This window comes from Pseudochrobactrum asaccharolyticum (assembly GCF_003314995.1).
In the GTDB taxonomy this organism is placed as follows: domain Bacteria; phylum Pseudomonadota; class Alphaproteobacteria; order Rhizobiales; family Rhizobiaceae; genus Pseudochrobactrum; species Pseudochrobactrum asaccharolyticum.
Genome location: NZ_QNRH01000004.1, coordinates 561,717 through 578,933, shown reverse-complemented (window position 1 = coordinate 578,933; position 17,217 = coordinate 561,717). Strand labels below are relative to the sequence as shown.

Here is a 17,217-nt window from a genome sequence, read left to right as displayed (position 1 = left end):
AAAAACGCAAATCAGCAAAAATCGCTACATCTAATAAAGTAGCAATTTCAATGAGTTACAGCAATTCAAAGGGAGTAAAAATGGTGCGGATAGAGGGACTCGAACCCCCACGGTCTCCCGCCAGAACCTAAATCTGGTGCGTCTACCAATTTCGCCATATCCGCAACCGAAGCAATAATGCTTGCGTTGTGGGCGCTCTATAGCATTCAATTTTCAGAGGGCAAAGGGAAAAAACAGAATATTTTCGAGATAAATCTGTCATGCACAGATCTTACCGCTTCTTCCCTCTGCAAGCTCTCAGAACAGTGGTTCGTCAAAAACCTGTTTGCCGTCAATGCGCAAGGCGCGGATGGCTGCTACGCCCTTCTCATTCACCGACAAAACAATATCCACCGCACTGTCCCGCTGGGCATGTTCTACTGCCAGCCCTTCACCTTCCGGCACATAATAGCGCTCTATGCCATAGACAACAGGAATGGTGGAATTATCATCATAGATCTGGAACGGCGCTTCCACCTCACCGCGCAGCACCATTTCATTATCTTTCAGCGCATCAGGGCGGGTGTATTGCGCACGGTCTGCAGTCCACACACCATCGGCCTGTTTGACCACCACGACATAAATGTAGTTCAGCCCGCTTTTGTGCGGCAGTTCACCACTGATGAGGCGTGCAGGCAGACGGGAAATCTCATAGCTCAGCGTCACAAAATCCCCGCGCATCAGATCACGCGGATCAACCGGCATCGTCCGCAACACCACTTCCGAACCATTGCGCAAAATACTGATCCGCTGCTGCACGCCTGCCAGCATGACACTGGTTTGCAACAATGCCGCGATAATGGCCGCAACATAAAGCCAGCGCTTTTTAAGAAGGTTCATGGCTGCTGCTCCCCATCATGAACGGACATCGCTTTGACAGCCGAGCCATGCAGATATTTTTCCATGCGGGTAACCAGATAAGCCAACCCCATCACCAGAATACCACCGATCAGGAACACACCGGATGTGCCGATCATCGTGCCCACTGTCACTGTGGCCAGATACAGCACATGCAGCGAGAAACCGGCATAAGCGAACCAGCGCAACTGACCACTTTTCTCACCGGCAATAATCAGGGCGAACACACAGACAGCAATCGCAACCAGCGAATAGACAGCATCAGCCCCTGCCTCATAATTATTGAACACCCCTTTGTGCTCAACCTGAAAGATAAACAGCGCCAGCAACAATGCAGCTAAACCATAACCGGCAAGCTGTGAACCAAAGCCGTAGCTATAGCGCTCAAAAGCCGGCCAGCGCCCCTGACAGATAATCAGAATAGTGCCAAGCACGATCATCAGTATCAAAGTGACCGCGCTTTCCAGATCAAAATACAAAGCCAGAAAATATGCCAGTGTCAGCATCGCCAGCAAATGCATGGCTTTGTCAGCCTTGGTATAAATAATCGCTGCGGCACAAGCGGCAATATAAAGCGGCAAAACCCAGCGATAAGATGCAACCAGATTAATCTGTCCGCCAAGCTCGCTCAAAACCGTATAAAGATAAAAACCGCCGATACCCAATGCTGCGGCCGTCAGGATTGGTGCGCGCAGAAGAACACCTGCGATCAGCACGCCAATGCCCCATGCCAGAGCTGCTGTCGTCATATCACCGGACATATGATACATCTGCCCGACCAACGCGATACCGGCACCATAGGTAATGGCCGAGAGCAGATAGAGCGACGGCGCAAAGATCGCCGCCAATTTATTTTCGCTGCGCTGTTGTAACCATGCACCGCCGAGATAACCGCCCCACATAATAAACAGGATCAGCGCCACACGCCAAATGCGGGGGATGACATCCCAATTCGCTGCAATGAACAGGATCAGCGCAGCGCCAAGCAGCAATGAGCCCAGCACTGCGAGCACACCACCCATACCAAAGCCGTTATGACGGGTTTTCACATCAAAACGCAGTCTGTCTGCGGTTTCCTGATCAAGCAGTCCTTGCGACTGCCATTGATCAATCTGTCGTGCCAGCGAAACAAATAAGGACAAATGACATTCCTGTATAAGCCGTTACAAGTAAAAGTGGCTGATACAATAGAACATACGCAGCCCTAATAATCCTGTTAAATTAAGAAGGAAGATCAGGCAATCCCGGTTTTCCTGCCTCTTCAGGATGCAGACGCACATAATCTGCTTTCAAATCTTCCGATGTTTTGCGGCTGCCATCATGGCTCCAGCCCGGAGGCGCTGCCATATACATCAGCCTTTGGCGCAGGCTCAGCCCCGGTGAAAGTACATCTTTCAACATGCCGACCCATTCATGAAATGCCACCCGCACCGGATTGAATGTGCCAATATTCCGCACAATGCCATAACGCGGCATATCCTCGGGCAGCTCCTCAACGAATGTGCCGAATAATCTGTCCCAGATAATCAACGTACCGGCAAAATTCGCATCCAGATAACGCGGATTGGTTGCATGATGCACGCGGTGATGCGACGGCGTATTGAAGATAAGCTCAATAGGCTTCCACATTTTGCCGATTGCCTCGGTATGAATCCAGAACTGATAAATCAGGTTAAAACCATAGACAAAGGCAATCACCGCCGGATGAAAGCCCAACAGCACCAACGGCACTTGCAGAATAAACATACCGGTAATCTGCCCTGTCCATGACTGACGCAAAGCCGTGGTGAGATTATAGTGCTGGCTGGAATGATGATTGACATGTTCTGCCCAGACCCAGCGCACCCGATGGGCGATGCGGTGATACCAGTAATAGCGCAGATCATCGAAGATAAAAGCTGCAACGAATACCCACCAATGCAGCCCTAAATCGAAAAACCGGAACTGCCATACCCACAACAAGGCCGTTACCGAGACAAAGCCAAGCAATAAACCGGCAACCACATTGCCGGTTCCCATCAACAGGCTTGTCAGCGCATCACGGGTTTCAAACTCGCCTTTACGGTGCCAGTACCGCACCACAACCAGCTCAATCATAATAGCAAGGAGATAAAGCGGCACTGCCAGCAGTGTCACATCGAAGAATGCCGGTTCATTCATAAAGACAACTCCCCTTCTTATTTTTACGTTCTTGCCAGCCAGTCACAGACCTCATCACGGGTCTTTTTGTCTTCGAAAGAAAAACTGGCCGCTGGCCATGTAAAATCGTGCATACGCACAAACAGTCTGGTTTCGTCCTGTTTGCGGATTTCCTGAATATCGTCAGTCTTTAAGATACGTGTCAGAAACTTCGCGCCGACCCCATGGACAATGCCTGTGCCCTGCTGCGGCAAATCAAAAAATGCTGTGCGGCGATCCCGCGTAAAATAAATTTCACTGATCCCGCATTCCGGATAATCCTGCCGGAAATGCGCAATCACCTCTGTATCGCTGTTTAAAACACTCTGCTTGTTGCCGCCCAAAAAATGAACGGCCAGCACACCGCCGATAATACCGGCAGCAATCATGCCAATCAGTACAGGCAAACTCAACAAGCGACCTGACCTCCCCCGCAAACAAGCCATTCTCATGTCTGTCAGAGAGGTTCACACGAAACCCGCACGCTTTCAAGCACTCAATAATCGGGTGTAAAAAGCTGTATTTTCTGCATTGCAGTGATTTTCAGATATCGCAATGACCATCTGTGATCATCCGGCAAAGCCTTTCTCAGCAAAAACATCTGCTCTGCCCGTATAGCTCTTGAAATCAGCAAAATCATACACAACCCATGCGTGATGTTTTTGTGACAAGAACATTGCTTATCCGCATAAAAATTGCGCGCAATTTCCCTTAAACGAACGAAAATTTCCCGACAGCCAAATCTTGTTCAAATAGCGACAAAATCGCGATTTAAATCGTTTAAATGAGGCTTGCAAGGCTCGCAGAGGAGCTATGCAAACTTGTCTCTCCTCATTTCTGAAGCCGCGGGCTATATACAGGACAACAGATTACACAACACCACTAAACACAATCGAGGGTTTTAAAAATGAACATCATTCGCTCTTTCAACAACTGGCGCCGTTACCGTGACACAGTTTCCGAACTGAACCGTTTGTCCAACCGTGAACTCGGTGATCTCGGTATCTCCCGCTCCGACATTCCTTACATCGCCCGCAAGTCCAACACTGCTGGCATGTAATTAAAAGACCGCTCGGTAAAACTGTCAGCTTAAGGAATTCGCCGGAACTGATAGTGAGCTGAGTTACAAGATAGCTGCGCCGGAGTTTCCTCCCGACACCGGCGCCTGAGAATACAACATCCTCCCCTTCGTGGCCGGTATTCCTCCTCCCGTACCGGTCATGTAAATTGCCTGCTGTCGTTCCTCCCGTTTTTCAGCAGGCATATAGCGCGGTCGGATTTCATTCCCTATTGGAATCCAGAAACCTGCGCTGACTGATACCTCCATATCAGTCCCTCCCCTAAAAATAGCTTCGTCGCCCTCCCTCCTGCGACGAAGCTATTTTTTTTATGCATTCCACATCATGCAAAAGCCTGTGATCAGACATTCAGGCAATTGATGCAAAGCCGCAAAAGCGGTATTGGACAAAGCATGTCCAGTTCATCATCTTATTCACCTGTTCACATTATCGGCGGCGGCTTGGCAGGCAGCGAAGCAGCCTGGCAGATTGCCAATGCCGGTATTCCCGTCATCATTCACGAAATGCGTCCTGTACGCGGTACAGATGCGCATAAGACGCAAGGACTGGCAGAACTCGTCTGCTCCAACTCCTTCCGTTCGGATGATGCTGAAACCAATGCCGTTGGCGTGCTACATGCAGAAATGCGTCTGGCCAATTCGCTGATTATGGCTTGCGCCGACGCCAATCAGGTTCCGGCGGGCGGTGCGCTCGCTGTTGACCGTGACGGTTTTTCTGATGCCGTCACTGCAAAGCTTGAAGCCCATCCGCTCATCACTATCCAGCGTGAAGTGATTGAAGGTCTGCCGCCGGAAGACTGGGGCAACACAATCATTGCCACCGGTCCTCTGACAGCTGCAGAACTGGCTGAAGCCATTGCAAAAGAAACCGAAGCCGATTCTCTTGCCTTCTTTGATGCTATTGCGCCAATTATCCATTTCGACAGCATCAATATGGATGTTTGCTGGTTCCAATCGCGCTACGACAAGGTCGGTCCGGGCGGCACAGGCAAAGACTATATCAACTGCCCGATGGATAAAGAACAGTATGAAGCCTTTATTCAGGCCTTGATTGACGGTGAAAAGACCGAATTCAAGGAATGGGAAGGCACACCTTATTTCGACGGCTGTCTGCCGATTGAAGTTATGGCAGAGCGTGGCCCTGAAACATTGCGCCACGGCCCGATGAAGCCGATGGGGCTGACCAATGCCCATAATCCGGATGTTAAGGCCTATGCAGTTGTGCAGTTGCGTCAGGATAATGCGCTCGGCACGCTCTATAATATGGTCGGTTTCCAGACCAAACTGAAATATGGCGTACAGACACAGATCTTCCGCATGATTCCGGGGCTGGAAAATGCAGAATTTGCCCGCCTCGGCGGTCTGCATCGCAATACCTATCTCAACTCGCCGATCCTGCTGGATACCAATCTGCGCCTGAAGTCCCGCCCGCAAATCCGTTTTGCCGGCCAGATCACCGGTTGTGAAGGCTATGTGGAATCCTCCGCAATGGGCTTGCTTGCCGGTCGCTTTGCAGCCGCACAGCAGCGCGGCGAAACTCTGGCTCCGCCTCCGGTTACTTCGGCCTTTGGTGCCTTGCTCAACCATATTACCGGCGGCCATCTCGTCAGCGATGACGAACCGGGCAAACGCTCATTCCAGCCGATGAATGTGAATTTCGGCCTGTTTCCGGAAATTACAGTTCCAAAACAGGAAGGCGTGCGTCTTCGTGGTAAAGAAAAAACACAGGCTAAAAAACGAGCGCTGAGTGCACGTGCTTTGAGTGATTTCAAAATCTGGTTGCAAGAACAGCAATAACATCAAAAAAGCCGCCTCAAAGGGCGGCTTTTTTTATATTATTTCAGTCCAATCAATAATTGACATATTATTACAATTACCATTCAATTAATCAGAGAATTTATATTTCAGCTTACTTTTTCTTGAATTTTCATACATTAGAGCGCCGTGTGCCAGATTTGGCACACAAAGGTCGCTCTAACACTTTAAAAATAGAGCATAATTTTACCTTAAACTGATCCAAGTTTAAGGAATTATGCTCTAATAAATTCACAGCGATAGAAATACAGAGCAGAACGGTGCTTATAAGGTTGCAGCAATGATCTGGAAATTTTTCAAAAGAAAAACTTACGAAGAAACCAGTGAAACCGCGCTTAGCAATGCGGATATTGAAAGTTTCAGGAACACTTATAATCGCGGGACATCCCTACTCAGCTCTATGATACAACCTGATGACATCCGCAATGCAGAGCGATTTATTCGTGTAGAATTTTCACTCTATTCTCGATGGCAAGGTGAGCCATTTCAAGACGCACTTCGTACTACAGAGATTAAGGCTGTAAAACAAATACCAGGTCTACCCAGCGTTTTCATGTTTCATGGAGATGGTCTGGTGCGCGAAGCAGCACTGAATCAACTTCATGAGCCACTTACAACTCCCGCTTGTGTCTATGGTCTGTTCTGGCGCCTGAATGACTGGGCACCTCAAGTTCGCCAAGCTGCACAAAATACGCTGAACCGCTTGATGACGGCGACTCCAGCGGTTGTCATCGTTCCGGTTCTGCGGATTTTGCTGCCGCACGTCATGAATTGGGGACGCTGGACCCAAGAAGGACAGGAAGCACTTGACGTTACGCTGACGAGGCCTGATGTTCTTGAGATGCTGATTGACGATATAGTCACGACCCGACAAGCACAATTAGGTTATCAGTTTCGTGAAATTTGCCGCAATCCTGCAGTCGATCAACATCTTGAACGAATGTTTTATAAGGCGCAGCTGCCTCATATTCGTACGATGGCACTAGATGCGCTGCTTTCACAAACAGTTATTTGGCCAACACGTGAGCGACGAAAAGTCTGTATTGATCGTTATATGGGACGCTACAGAATTGAACAGGTCTTTTTAAAACGCGATGTGACAGTAAACATCGACCCCTATTCTCTTATCGCAGCGGGTGCACTTGATCGCGCTGCCATTGTTCGCAAACGTGCAGCCTCTGGTCTGATCGCCTTTCGAAATCATCCTGAAATCGGCTCAAAATTAGATGAAATCGCTGCAAGCTTGAAGAATGATCCAAGTGCTGCTGTTCGTGGGCGTATCGACTTTTATGAGCGTAAACGGTCTGAAGAAGGAACACCAATATGAAACGATTATCTCTTTCTCGACTAGAGCATGTCGCGCTCAAATGAATTCATTTGAGCTACCGCGAACATACGACAATTAAAAGAATATAGAGCGAGCGCAGTGGGTACGATTAAACGCAACATGCTCTAGAATATTTCACAGTCAAACACCGAAACCGGAAATGCTCTGATTATGCTTTGAGCGAGGATTTCAAGTAAATCCACTGGCGTCGAAGCTGCGACAGATCAATGCCCTGCTCTGCGACCTGTCCGGCCTTATTCTCTGCGCGGTTCAGTACCACAGGCACCAAGCGCACCGGCAAATAGGCCGCTTTCAGGCTGGCAGGCATCGGCTGTTTTTCAAAGGCTGCATAATGTTCCCGCGCCAGCGCGCTCAAAACACTCACCACACGCTGCATGGCTTGCTTGTCATCACCTTTGATGAACTGCTCCGCATTTACGCCAACAGCCTGCAACATATCTTCCGGCACATAGACCTGCCCGCGGCGGCGATGCAACGGCAGCAAACGCAGCAAACCGCTGACCGCCTGCGCGACACCAGCATGACCGGACAGCTCAGCTGAAGATTTCGCCGCATCCGCATCCAATATCATGGCTGCCATCTGCAAAATCGCACAGGCTGTTTCACCGCAATAGCCTTCCAGATCATTGCGGCTCGGCATTGCATCATTATAAAGATCGAAAATCCGCGCTTCACAATAGGCATCGAAGACACTGCGCGGCAGCTGATATTCCTGAATGGCTTGCAGCAATAAAGCAGCCACCGGATTACCGGTCACAGCACCATGCTCGGTACCATTGATGAGATCGCGCCACCATTGCAGGCGCACTTCACCCGGCAATGCATCATGCACCACATCGCGGATACGGGCGATTTCGGCATTAAAGGCATAAAGCGCTGCCAATGCAGGCCGTTTGTCTTCCGGCGCATATAGCACCGCCAGATAGCGGTCAAAATCACTTTGGCGCAAAAATTGCAAACAATGCTGGTAATGATCAGTTTCAGCTGCCGGCAGTGCAACCTTATTTTCAGTTTCAGCCACAACTCACTCCACAGCGATCAAGGCAGCAGCGACGGCACGGTCTTCCGCCAGCAGCACATTATAAGTGCGCACAGCAGCACCAGTGCTCATCGGATCGGAGGTGATGCGATGCTCGCGCAAAATCGCCTTCACATCTTCCGGAATACGACGCAGATCCATTCCCGTACCAACCAGCAGAATTTCAATATCGCTTGCCTGTTCGAGGATGAGCTCCAGATCATTTACAGTCAGCAGCGGTGGTTGTGCAGGCTCCCAGCCATGAACGCCGGACGGCAAGCATAATAATGAACCACGATGCGACATTTCCGCAAAACGAAACCCGCCATTGCCATAGGCATCAATCGGGGCACGTCCCGGAAAATGCGCTTCGCGGATTTCAATACCAGTGTTCATCATGTCTCTCTTTATTCAGATCAAGCTATAGCATTTCCAGTTTAAATTGAATCAATGGAAATGCTCTATCTATTTGTTTTACGCATTTCCTAACGCAAAACCGGTTCCTACTTTTGCTGGAAATGCTCAGTATCAGGCACAGAATTTGTCACGTTGCGCCCCTTCTACAGCAATATGGGTATTTTGCCACAAGCTTTAAACAGTTTTGCCCGCAGCTTAAGCGTTGCGGGCAAAACTTATTGTTATTTATGGCTTACGTCTCAGCCTGCAGTTTTGGTTTCCACAGGTTCAATCACGTCAGACGGTCGAATACCCAGCAACCACAGCAACGGCCCCGCAATATAGACCGATGAATAGGTTGCGATGATAATCCCCAGCGCCATCATAATGGCGAAAGAACCGATATCTGCACCACCGAAAATATACAGCGGAATCAGCGCCAGCACTGTTACCAATGACGTCAGGATCGTGCGTGAGAGCGTCTGGTTGATTGCAGCATCCACCAGCATGCTCACCCGCATTTGAGGATAGCGGCGCAGATTATCGCGCACACGGTCATAGACCACCACCGTATCATTCAGCGAATAGCCAAGAACGGTCAGCAGTGCCGCGAGGCTCCACAGATTATATTCCAGACGGAACAGGGCAAAAACGCCGATCATAATGATAATATCATGCACAGTCGCCAGAACTGCACCAACAGCAAACTGCCAGCGGAAACGTATCCAGAGATAGGCAAAAACACCAATCAGCGACAGACCAAGCGCAGCGTTACCAATGCGGGACAGATGTTCGGATACAGTCGACCCAACCACTTCAACGCGGCGGAACTCATAATCCTGCTCGAACTCATCACGCAGTTTCACAACAACGGTCTGCTCGGCATCATCGCCGGAATCCTGCGTACCGATTTGCAACTCTGCCAGATTTTCATTCTTACCCTGCACAACACGTGCATTGGCAATATTGAGCTCTGACAGACGCTGATTGATATCTTCCAGATCAACGGCACCATCACGGGACTGCAATTCAACAGAAGAACCACCGTCAAAATCGATGCCGTAATTCAGTCCCATCGTGAAATACAAGCCAAGCGCGGCAACACAGGCAACAGCTGAAATGGCACCGGTAATACCACTCAGCTTCATAAAACTGATTTTAGTATTGGTCGGCACCAGCTTAAGCAGACGCGCAGGAATGGTTGTCGGTTTGGACTGACGTACCCAAAGCGAGATCAGCAAACGTGAGAAGGTGTAAGTCGTGAACAAAGTCGTCACAACGCCGATCGTCACGATGATCGCAAATTCATGCAGCGGGCCGCTACCGAACATCAGCAGTACCAAAGCTGCAATCAATGTGGTCAAATTCGCATCGATCACACAGGCACGGGCGCGTGCAAAACCGGATTCAATAGCCTGCACAACGGAATAACCATTGCGCCGGTCTTCACGGATTTTCTCAAACAGCAGGATATTGCTGTCAACCGCCATGCCGATTGTCAGCACCAGACCGGCAATGGTTGCCAAGCCTACAGCAACACCGAAGAACGACACTACCGCTACAACCAGCATCACATTAACGCCGAGTGCAATCACAGAAATCACACCAAGCAGGCCATAGGACAGCACCATAAACAGCGCAACGACGATCAGCGCGCTCAATGCGGTGATCAGCCCATAGCTCGTATAATTCTGGCCAAGTGCCGAGGCAATGCTGCGCTCTTCCAGCACTTCAACCGGTGCAGCCAGCGGACCGGAACGCATAACAACGCCAAGATTGCTCAATGTTTCCAGATCAAAATCACCGGTAATCTGCAAATCACCGCTTGTAATCGCCTCGCGGATACGCGGAGCAGAAACAATCTGATTATCAATAATGACCGCCAGTACTGCACCCGCATTATTGCCGGTAAAATCAGCCAGCTTTTTTGTAGCAGCTTCGGTCAGTGAAATCGTAATCACTGAATCCTGATCACTGTTCACACCGACTTCGGCATCTGCAATATCCGCACCTGTCAAAATAGGTGCTTTTTTTACGATATAACCAACCGGTGGCTCATCGAAGGAATAGATGATCTCTGAATCCTGCGGTACCAGCCCTTCAGCCAGCGGATCCGGCGTCGTGATTTCTTTCGCCTGACGGAAATTAATCTCACCGGTCAGGCTCAAAAGATCCTTCACCAGCTGAGCATCATAGACCTCCGGCACCTCTGCACGAATCTGATTTTTATTCTGCACAGTGATGCGGGCATTATCATAGCCCAGCTCTGCCAGACGATCAGTCATGACCGCTGCGGTTTTATCCAGATTTTCAGCAGTCACTTTCGGTGATGCCAGCACCACACGCGTACCGCCTGTCAGATCAAGACCAGTGATGATCTGTCCTTTTGGGAAACCGGCAGGCAAGCTGGATAATTGCTGTGCGGAGAAGAAATTCGGCAAAGCAAAGATAAAACCGGCCAGTACGACCAGCCAGATCAGAACCGATTTCCAGCGCGGGAAATAGAGCATCGGTAATCCATCCGTCAAAATTTATGCTGTTTCGCATCAAGGTTGCGCAACAGTCGGGATCAGAAATTACAGCAATGTTATGAGAACAACCGTTGAATAAAATACGGAAAATCCTGCCCACACCACCTCTTTGGTTAACCTTATACGTGATTCGTAAGAATCTCAGCAGGTACGCGGGCTTAAGCAGATAATTTTAAAAAATATGATGCCGCTTTGCAGCACAAAACAGGATTATAAAAATGAAAAAAGCGCGGATAAACCGCGCTTTTCAAACCAATCAGCAAAAATGCTTACTTGTTTTTGTTGTCAGCAACCGGTTCGCCACGGGTGCGAACATCACCAATTGTCGAACGCAGAACGCGGATTTTAACGCCGTCAGCAATTTCTGCTTCCAGTTCGTTATCATCAATCACTTTGGTTACTTTAGCGAGAATGCCGCCACCGGTAACGATTGTATCGTTGCGGCGGATATTAGTGAGCATTTCTGCGCGCTTTTTCATCTGAGTACGCTGAGGGCGGATAATCAGGAAATACATAACCACAAAAATAAGAATGAAAGGCAGAATGCTCATCAGCATATCAGGGCCGAAAGCACCGCCACCGGCGGCCTGAGCATAAGCAGGGGTAACAAACATGAAAGTGACTCCTCGTCAAACTGAAAACTGTCTGATGTTTCTCGACTGCAGAATTCCTTAAACCGGTGTCGGGTTAGGGAATTATGTAGTCAAAGCCCCGTATTTTCGCGGCTGACATCAAATTTATTCACTGCGCATTACAACGGTTATACGCCGTTATGCAACCATAGATGCAAATTCCTGAACCACTTTACCAGTCCGGCCAGCATTTTTTTCATCACGGCCACCGTTCAGACAGAAATTATATTATTTTTACACAACCGTACCCGTGGGTACTATTCAAAGAAAATAATCTTGCTACAGTTGCATCGTCCGTAACGGACAACTCTTTTTGGGAACATATCCGAGTATTCTTGCATCCTGCCGCCCTCACCCGACAGAATACAAGAATGCTCCGGATAGAAAATACAGGCATAAGAATGAACACGACCGAGCAAATACTGAGCGCAAAACTGGATCAGCTGCTGGCTGTCTTGGAGCGTATGGCACCGCCGTCACCAAAGCCGTTGCAGGCTGACCAAGCTGATACTTTTGTCTGGGAGCCATCCCGTTTGGAACTGTCACCGGTGCATAAGGTCAACCGCGTTGATCTGGGGCTTATTCATGGTGTTGACCATGTCCGCGATCAGCTGGTTGAAAATACTGAGCGCTTTGCCCGGGGCCTGCCTGCCAATAATGTGCTGCTCTGGGGCGCACGCGGCATGGGCAAATCCTCGCTGGTGAAGGCCGCACAGGCATCTGTCAACAAAACCGCATCCAAGCCACTGAAACTCATTGAAATTCATCGTGAGGATATCGACAGCCTGCCCGCATTGATGAACCTCATCAAAGATAGCGAATATCGCTTCATTCTGTTCTGCGATGATCTGTCCTTCGACCATGACGACACATCCTACAAGTCGCTCAAAGCAGCACTTGAAGGCGGTGTTGAAGGCCGTCCGGAAAATGTGATCTTTTATGCGACATCCAACCGCCGCCATCTGATGCCACGCGACATGATTGATAATGAGCGCTCCAGCGCGATCAATCCTTCTGAAGCGACGGAAGAAAAAGTCTCCCTCTCCGATCGTTTCGGCCTGTGGCTCGGCTTCCATAAATGTAATCAGGATGATTATCTGGCCATGGTCGACGGCTATGCAGCGCATTACAACTTCAACTATCCCGTTGAAAAGCTTCATGCAGAAGCACTGGAATGGTCAACCACACGCGGCAACCGTTCAGGCCGTGTTGCCTGGCAATATGTGCAGGATCTGGCAGGCAGGCTCGGCATTTCTCTCAAAGCATAATCAAAAAAAGCCCGCTGCATCATACAGCGGGCTTTTTTTATTAACTTGTAACATGCTTTGAAAATCAGGTTTCCAGATATTTCGACGGATTAACCGGCGTTGAATTTTTGCGCACTTCGAAATGCAGCTTCGGTGATTTGGCGTTGCCACTCATACCCGAGCGGGCAATCTCTTCGCCGCGACGAACCTTCTGTCCGCGTGCAACATTGATCTTGCTGTTATGGCCATAGACCGTAACCAGACCGTTTTCATGACGCACCAGAACTGTCTGACCGAATTCTTTCAGGCCATCACCGGCATAGATAACCACGCCGTTTTCAGCTGCTTTAACCGCGGTGCCTTCCGGTACCATAATGTCGATACCATCATTTACAACACCGCCGTCACGCTGACCAAAGCTGGTCAGAACCTTACCGCGTACCGGCCAGCGCATCTGCGAAATACCGGTTGCGGATGGTGCCATAGCCACATCCTGCTCGGCTTCTTCGATCACCTTATTGCTCGCCTGCGGCGGTGTATAAGGCTTCACGCTGCCATCCGGCACCTGTTTGGCAGCAGCCGGAGGTGTCGATGCGGTTTTAACAGTGGTGTCCACGGCAGCCTGTACCGGTTTCGCCACAGCAGCAACCTGTGTTGCCGCAGCCGCAGCAGAAGCAGGAATAACCAGTGACTGGCCGACGCGAATCGTGCCGTCAGACATACCATTGGCCTGCTTGAGAGCCGCAGCTGTCACACCATTGCGCTGAGCAATCGCATGGAGCGTATCACCGCTCTGTACTGTGTAACCACCGGTCGCAGAAGCAACAGCATTATTCACTTTATTGGTCGCAGCTTGTTTGGCATCAGCCACAGCCTGTGTACCGTTTGATTTCAGCTGACCAAGGGTCTGGGCGCCGCTATTGGTTGCAGCTGCAACCATAGCACCACCGGCAGCTTTAACACCCGGAACTGTCAGAGACTGACCTGCCCGAAGCATATTCGGATCAGTAATATTATTGGCAGCCATCAGATCATTCGGCGATACATTCAGACGACGTGCTACGCCGTAGAGTGTTTCACCCGGCTGCACCATCGCGCTATTTGCAGAAACAGCGACCGCATTGGTCATATTGCTGCCTGCCATAGCAACCTGCTGAGAAGCCTGATCACGCACGGACTGAACCGTGTTCTGCACATTATTTTGTGCAGCAGCCATTGGTGCCGCGGCCCCTACCGGTGGCAAATCATTACGCTGCACATTGCCCGAGGCAATACGCTGCGTGGCAGGCGCAACCGGATAATTACCCGCATTGTTATTCTGCTGATAAGACTGATTCTGTGACTGCATAACCGCACGCTGATTATTCGTCGATCCAGTCGTAAGGCCATCCGTAAAGCGTGTCATATCTCCGCTACAACCAGCAACCAATCCCGCAAGCAGGATGACCGCGCTATGACGCAGAAGACGCTCGGACGTATGATGCAAAACAGTTTTACGCATATTCAACCCGTCCATACCCGAAACTCTAAGTAGACTTATTAAAGCGCGTTAATGTTACTCGCTGGTTAAGATTGCTGTAAAAAAATTAAAAGATTCATCAAACAGATACCATATCCACTAAATCAGGCATATTTCATGGATAACGTCACGCAATAATGACGTCATTCCGCCCTGAAAATATGGCGTTACAATGTTTACTGATATGAAAGAGCATTTGCGAGCCAAAAGTGCGAAGCGGTTTTGCGTCGGATAATGCATAAAAACAAATAGTTACAGTGGTTCCAACGATTCAGTCTTAACTGGAACCGCTGTAACTGAATGATTTCAGAGAAAAGCAGCTGGGCCTTCGATAAAAGGCTGATAACGCACTGTCATCAGATCTTCCCGCTCAAAACGGCTGCCAACTTTGGCCATACGGCACATCACCTGCTGGCCGTCGCCCTGCCCGACCGGTGTAATGAGCACGCCATGCGTTGCTAAAAGGTCAAGATATTGCCGTGGCATCGCCTCTGAGGACAGCCAGACGATAATGCGGTCATAGGGGCCGCCAGCTGTAGCATTGCGGCCATCTGCATGTTTACAAACGACATTTTCAATCTGATGCGCCTGAAATTGATTACGCGCCGCCTCAGCCAATGTCTTATAACGCTCAATCGTTGTCACACGGGCGGCAAGCCGCGCCATCACTGCTGCGGTAAAACCGGAACCGGTGCCGATTTCCAGCACCCGATGCCCCGGCTCAATAGCTAAGGCAGATAAAAATCTCGCCTGATCATCAAGCCCTTCAATTGATTCGCCGCAAGGCAAAGGCAGAACGCGGTTGCTATAGGCAAAATCCTGATAGGCTGAATTGAGAAAATGCTGGCGGGGCGTGGCCTCAATCGCAGCAAACAGACGCTGATCATGCAGACCACGGCTGCGCATACGCAGCACAAAAGAAGCAAAGCCCTCTTTGCTGCTCATGCGATATTGTCCCGTATTTGCCTGCATATGAATATTCATGCCTCTAGCTCTGACCCGCAATTTCCATCATTAGAGCGCCGTGTGCCAGACTTGGCACACAAAGGTCGCTCTAACACTTTAAAATTAGAGCATAATTTCACCTTAAACTGATTCAAGTTTAAGAAATTATGCTCTAAGCGGCATCATCGTTCAAAATTGTAAATTCAGAGATAATTTGCAGCAATAAAAAATGCCGGAGATTTGAACCTCCGGCATTTTCTTATTTCAGACCTGAATATCAGGCTTTTTCAATACGGATCATGCCGCCCATATAAGGCACCAGAACCTCAGGAATGGTGATGCTGCCATCTTCTTCCTGATAGTTTTCCATCACTGCAATCAGCGCACGGCCGACAGCAACACCGGAACCGTTGAGCGTATGCACAAAGCGGGTCGATTTTTCACCGGCAGCGCGGTAGCGCGTATTCATGCGGCGTCCCTGAAAATCACCGCAAACCGAGCAGCTGGAAATTTCACGGAATGTATTCTGACCCGGCAACCATACTTCAATATCGTAGGTTTTCTGTGCGCCGAAGCCCATATCACCGGTGCAAAGTGTAACGGTGCGGAATGGCAGACCAAGACGCTTCAGAACTTCTTCAGCGCAACCGGTCATACGTTCCAGCTCGGCTTCCGAGGTTTCAGCATCGGTAATCGATACCATTTCCACTTTCCAGAACTGGTGCTGACGCAGCATACCGCGTGTATCACGACCGGCAGAACCGGCTTCAGAGCGGAAGCAAGGTGTCAGCGCAGTCACACGCATCGGCAGTTCAGCCGCATCCACGATCTCACCATTCACGAGGTTGGTGAGCGGTACTTCTGCAGTCGGGATCAGCCAGCGGCCATCGGTTGTGCGGAACAGGTCTTCCGAGAACTTCGGCAACTGACCAGTGCCATAAACCGCATCATCACGCACCATCAGCGGCACCATGGTTTCAGAATAACCATGTTCCGTGGTATGCAGATCCAGCATGAACTGACCAAGAGCGCGTTCCAAACGCGCCAGCGCACCTTTCAGCACGGTGAAGCGCGAACCGGACATGCGTGTTGCCCGTTCAAAATCCATCAGACCAAGCGCTTCGCCCAGTTCAAAATGTTCTTTTGGCTCAAAGCCATAATTGCGGATATTGCCGACACGGCGTGTCTCGACATTATCATTCTCATCCTTGCCTACAGGAACACTGTCATAAGGCACATTCGGCAGCCCCGAGAGAACATCATTCAGCGCTTTTTCGAGACGACGTTCTTCTTCTTCTGCTTCCGTGAGGAAGGTTTTCAGCTCGGCAACTTCCGCCTTAAGACGATCAGCCGTGGCCATATCTTTTTCGCCCATTGCCTTGCCGATCTCTTTCGATGCGGCGTTGCGGCGCTCCTGCGCTTCCTGCACCTTGGCAATATGCTGACGGCGGGCTTCGTCCAGCGCCAACACATCGGAGGACACAGCAGAGGCTCCGCGCTTGTTAAGGGCAGCATCAAGAGCTTCAGGGTTTTCGCGTATCCATTTAATGTCCAGCATTGGAAGTACCGTTATTTTTAGGTTTCAATTCACCGCAATCACAATGCGCGATTAC

The 17,217-nt window shown here is 49.9% G+C and carries 15 protein-coding genes and 1 tRNA gene; 4 read left to right on the top strand and 12 right to left on the bottom strand.

What is annotated here, in order from left to right; translation table 11 throughout:
• Positions 1–81: 81 nt before the first annotated feature.
• The 5 genes from DFR47_RS13910 to DFR47_RS13890 form a co-directional block, all read right to left on the bottom strand.
• Positions 82–164, bottom strand: a tRNA-Leu gene (locus tag DFR47_RS13910).
• Between the two features lie 133 nt (positions 165–297).
• A complete protein-coding gene (locus DFR47_RS13905) occupies positions 298–879 on the bottom strand; it encodes a GDYXXLXY domain-containing protein (protein WP_113944979.1) in 582 nt (193 codons plus the stop codon).
• Positions 876–2,039 carry a DUF2157 domain-containing protein gene (locus DFR47_RS13900; protein WP_170137502.1) on the bottom strand — a complete coding sequence of 388 codons (1,164 nt, stop codon included), beginning with the start codon at positions 2,037–2,039 and terminating at the stop codon, positions 876–878. The genes DFR47_RS13905 and DFR47_RS13900 overlap by 4 nt, the downstream gene beginning before the upstream one ends.
• 79 nt (positions 2,040–2,118) lie before the next feature.
• Positions 2,119–3,057 (bottom strand): sterol desaturase family protein, encoded by a 939-nt coding sequence (locus tag DFR47_RS13895; protein WP_113944977.1) that lies wholly within the window; start codon positions 3,055–3,057, stop codon positions 2,119–2,121.
• A 23-nt stretch (positions 3,058–3,080) separates the two neighbouring features.
• Entirely contained in the window at positions 3,081–3,488 is a 408-nt protein-coding gene (locus DFR47_RS13890; protein WP_113944976.1) for a hypothetical protein, read from the bottom strand.
• Positions 3,489–3,982: 494 nt separating this feature from the next.
• Here DFR47_RS13890 and DFR47_RS13885 point away from each other — a divergent pair, with 494 nt between their 5' ends.
• From DFR47_RS13885 to DFR47_RS13870, 3 genes are all read left to right on the top strand, one after another.
• A complete protein-coding gene (locus DFR47_RS13885; RefSeq protein ID WP_022711474.1) occupies positions 3,983–4,135 on the top strand; it encodes a DUF1127 domain-containing protein in 153 nt (50 codons plus the stop codon).
• A gap of 411 nt (positions 4,136–4,546) precedes the next feature.
• Positions 4,547–5,950 carry a methylenetetrahydrofolate--tRNA-(uracil(54)-C(5))-methyltransferase (FADH(2)-oxidizing) TrmFO gene (gene trmFO / locus DFR47_RS13875; RefSeq protein ID WP_113945030.1) on the top strand — a complete coding sequence of 468 codons (1,404 nt, stop codon included), beginning with the start codon at positions 4,547–4,549 and terminating at the stop codon, positions 5,948–5,950.
• Between the two features lie 298 nt (positions 5,951–6,248).
• Complete coding sequence (locus DFR47_RS13870; protein WP_147245566.1) at positions 6,249–7,295, top strand: hypothetical protein; 1,047 nt, start codon at positions 6,249–6,251, stop codon at positions 7,293–7,295.
• 169 nt (positions 7,296–7,464) lie between these two features.
• On the opposite strand, the gene DFR47_RS13865 is transcribed toward DFR47_RS13870, so the two are convergent.
• From DFR47_RS13865 to yajC, 4 genes are all read right to left on the bottom strand, one after another.
• Entirely contained in the window at positions 7,465–8,337 is an 873-nt protein-coding gene (locus DFR47_RS13865; protein WP_374788317.1) for a phytoene/squalene synthase family protein, read from the bottom strand.
• A gap of 3 nt (positions 8,338–8,340) precedes the next feature.
• Positions 8,341–8,730, bottom strand: coding sequence for an Mth938-like domain-containing protein (locus tag DFR47_RS13860; RefSeq protein ID WP_113945028.1), 390 nt, complete (start codon positions 8,728–8,730; stop codon positions 8,341–8,343).
• A gap of 260 nt (positions 8,731–8,990) precedes the next feature.
• Entirely contained in the window at positions 8,991–11,240 is a 2,250-nt protein-coding gene (gene secD, locus DFR47_RS13855) for a protein translocase subunit SecD (RefSeq protein WP_113944973.1), read from the bottom strand.
• 290 nt (positions 11,241–11,530) lie between these two features.
• Complete coding sequence (gene yajC / locus DFR47_RS13850; RefSeq protein ID WP_113944972.1) at positions 11,531–11,875, bottom strand: preprotein translocase subunit YajC; 345 nt, start codon at positions 11,873–11,875, stop codon at positions 11,531–11,533.
• A 419-nt stretch (positions 11,876–12,294) separates the two neighbouring features.
• Here yajC and DFR47_RS13845 point away from each other — a divergent pair, with 419 nt between their 5' ends.
• Positions 12,295–13,161, top strand: coding sequence for an ATP-binding protein (locus tag DFR47_RS13845; protein ID WP_113944971.1), 867 nt, complete (start codon positions 12,295–12,297; stop codon positions 13,159–13,161).
• Between the two features lie 64 nt (positions 13,162–13,225).
• On the opposite strand, the gene DFR47_RS13840 is transcribed toward DFR47_RS13845, so the two are convergent.
• From DFR47_RS13840 to serS, 3 genes are all read right to left on the bottom strand, one after another.
• Positions 13,226–14,641, bottom strand: coding sequence for a LysM peptidoglycan-binding domain-containing protein (locus tag DFR47_RS13840; protein ID WP_374788316.1), 1,416 nt, complete (start codon positions 14,639–14,641; stop codon positions 13,226–13,228).
• Between the two features lie 324 nt (positions 14,642–14,965).
• Entirely contained in the window at positions 14,966–15,604 is a 639-nt protein-coding gene (locus tag DFR47_RS13835; RefSeq protein WP_245416551.1) for a protein-L-isoaspartate(D-aspartate) O-methyltransferase, read from the bottom strand.
• 277 nt (positions 15,605–15,881) lie between these two features.
• Positions 15,882–17,162 (bottom strand): serine--tRNA ligase, encoded by a 1,281-nt coding sequence (gene serS, locus DFR47_RS13830; RefSeq protein WP_113944968.1) that lies wholly within the window; start codon positions 17,160–17,162, stop codon positions 15,882–15,884.
• Positions 17,163–17,217 lie beyond the last annotated feature (55 nt).

Excerpts from the sequence above, each read along its gene's own strand:
- trmFO (WP_113945030.1), top strand. The coding sequence starts at position 4,547 with ATGTCCAGTTCATCATCTTATTCACCTGTTCACATTATCGGCGGCGGC.
- serS (WP_113944968.1), bottom strand. The coding sequence starts at position 17,162 with ATGCTGGACATTAAATGGATACGCGAAAACCCTGAAGCTCTTGATGCT.
- DFR47_RS13905 (WP_113944979.1), bottom strand. The coding sequence starts at position 879 with ATGAACCTTCTTAAAAAGCGCTGGCTTTATGTTGCGGCCATTATCGCG.
- DFR47_RS13885 (WP_022711474.1), top strand. The coding sequence starts at position 3,983 with ATGAACATCATTCGCTCTTTCAACAACTGGCGCCGTTACCGTGACACA.
- secD (WP_113944973.1), bottom strand. The coding sequence starts at position 11,240 with ATGCTCTATTTCCCGCGCTGGAAATCGGTTCTGATCTGGCTGGTCGTA.
- DFR47_RS13860 (WP_113945028.1), bottom strand. The coding sequence starts at position 8,730 with ATGAACACTGGTATTGAAATCCGCGAAGCGCATTTTCCGGGACGTGCC.
- DFR47_RS13895 (WP_113944977.1), bottom strand. The coding sequence starts at position 3,057 with ATGAATGAACCGGCATTCTTCGATGTGACACTGCTGGCAGTGCCGCTT.
- DFR47_RS13835 (WP_245416551.1), bottom strand. The coding sequence starts at position 15,604 with ATGAGCAGCAAAGAGGGCTTTGCTTCTTTTGTGCTGCGTATGCGCAGC.
- DFR47_RS13845 (WP_113944971.1), top strand. The coding sequence starts at position 12,295 with ATGAACACGACCGAGCAAATACTGAGCGCAAAACTGGATCAGCTGCTG.
- DFR47_RS13870 (WP_147245566.1), top strand. The coding sequence starts at position 6,249 with ATGATCTGGAAATTTTTCAAAAGAAAAACTTACGAAGAAACCAGTGAA.
- DFR47_RS13840 (WP_374788316.1), bottom strand. The coding sequence starts at position 14,641 with ATGCGTAAAACTGTTTTGCATCATACGTCCGAGCGTCTTCTGCGTCAT.
- yajC (WP_113944972.1), bottom strand. The coding sequence starts at position 11,875 with ATGTTTGTTACCCCTGCTTATGCTCAGGCCGCCGGTGGCGGTGCTTTC.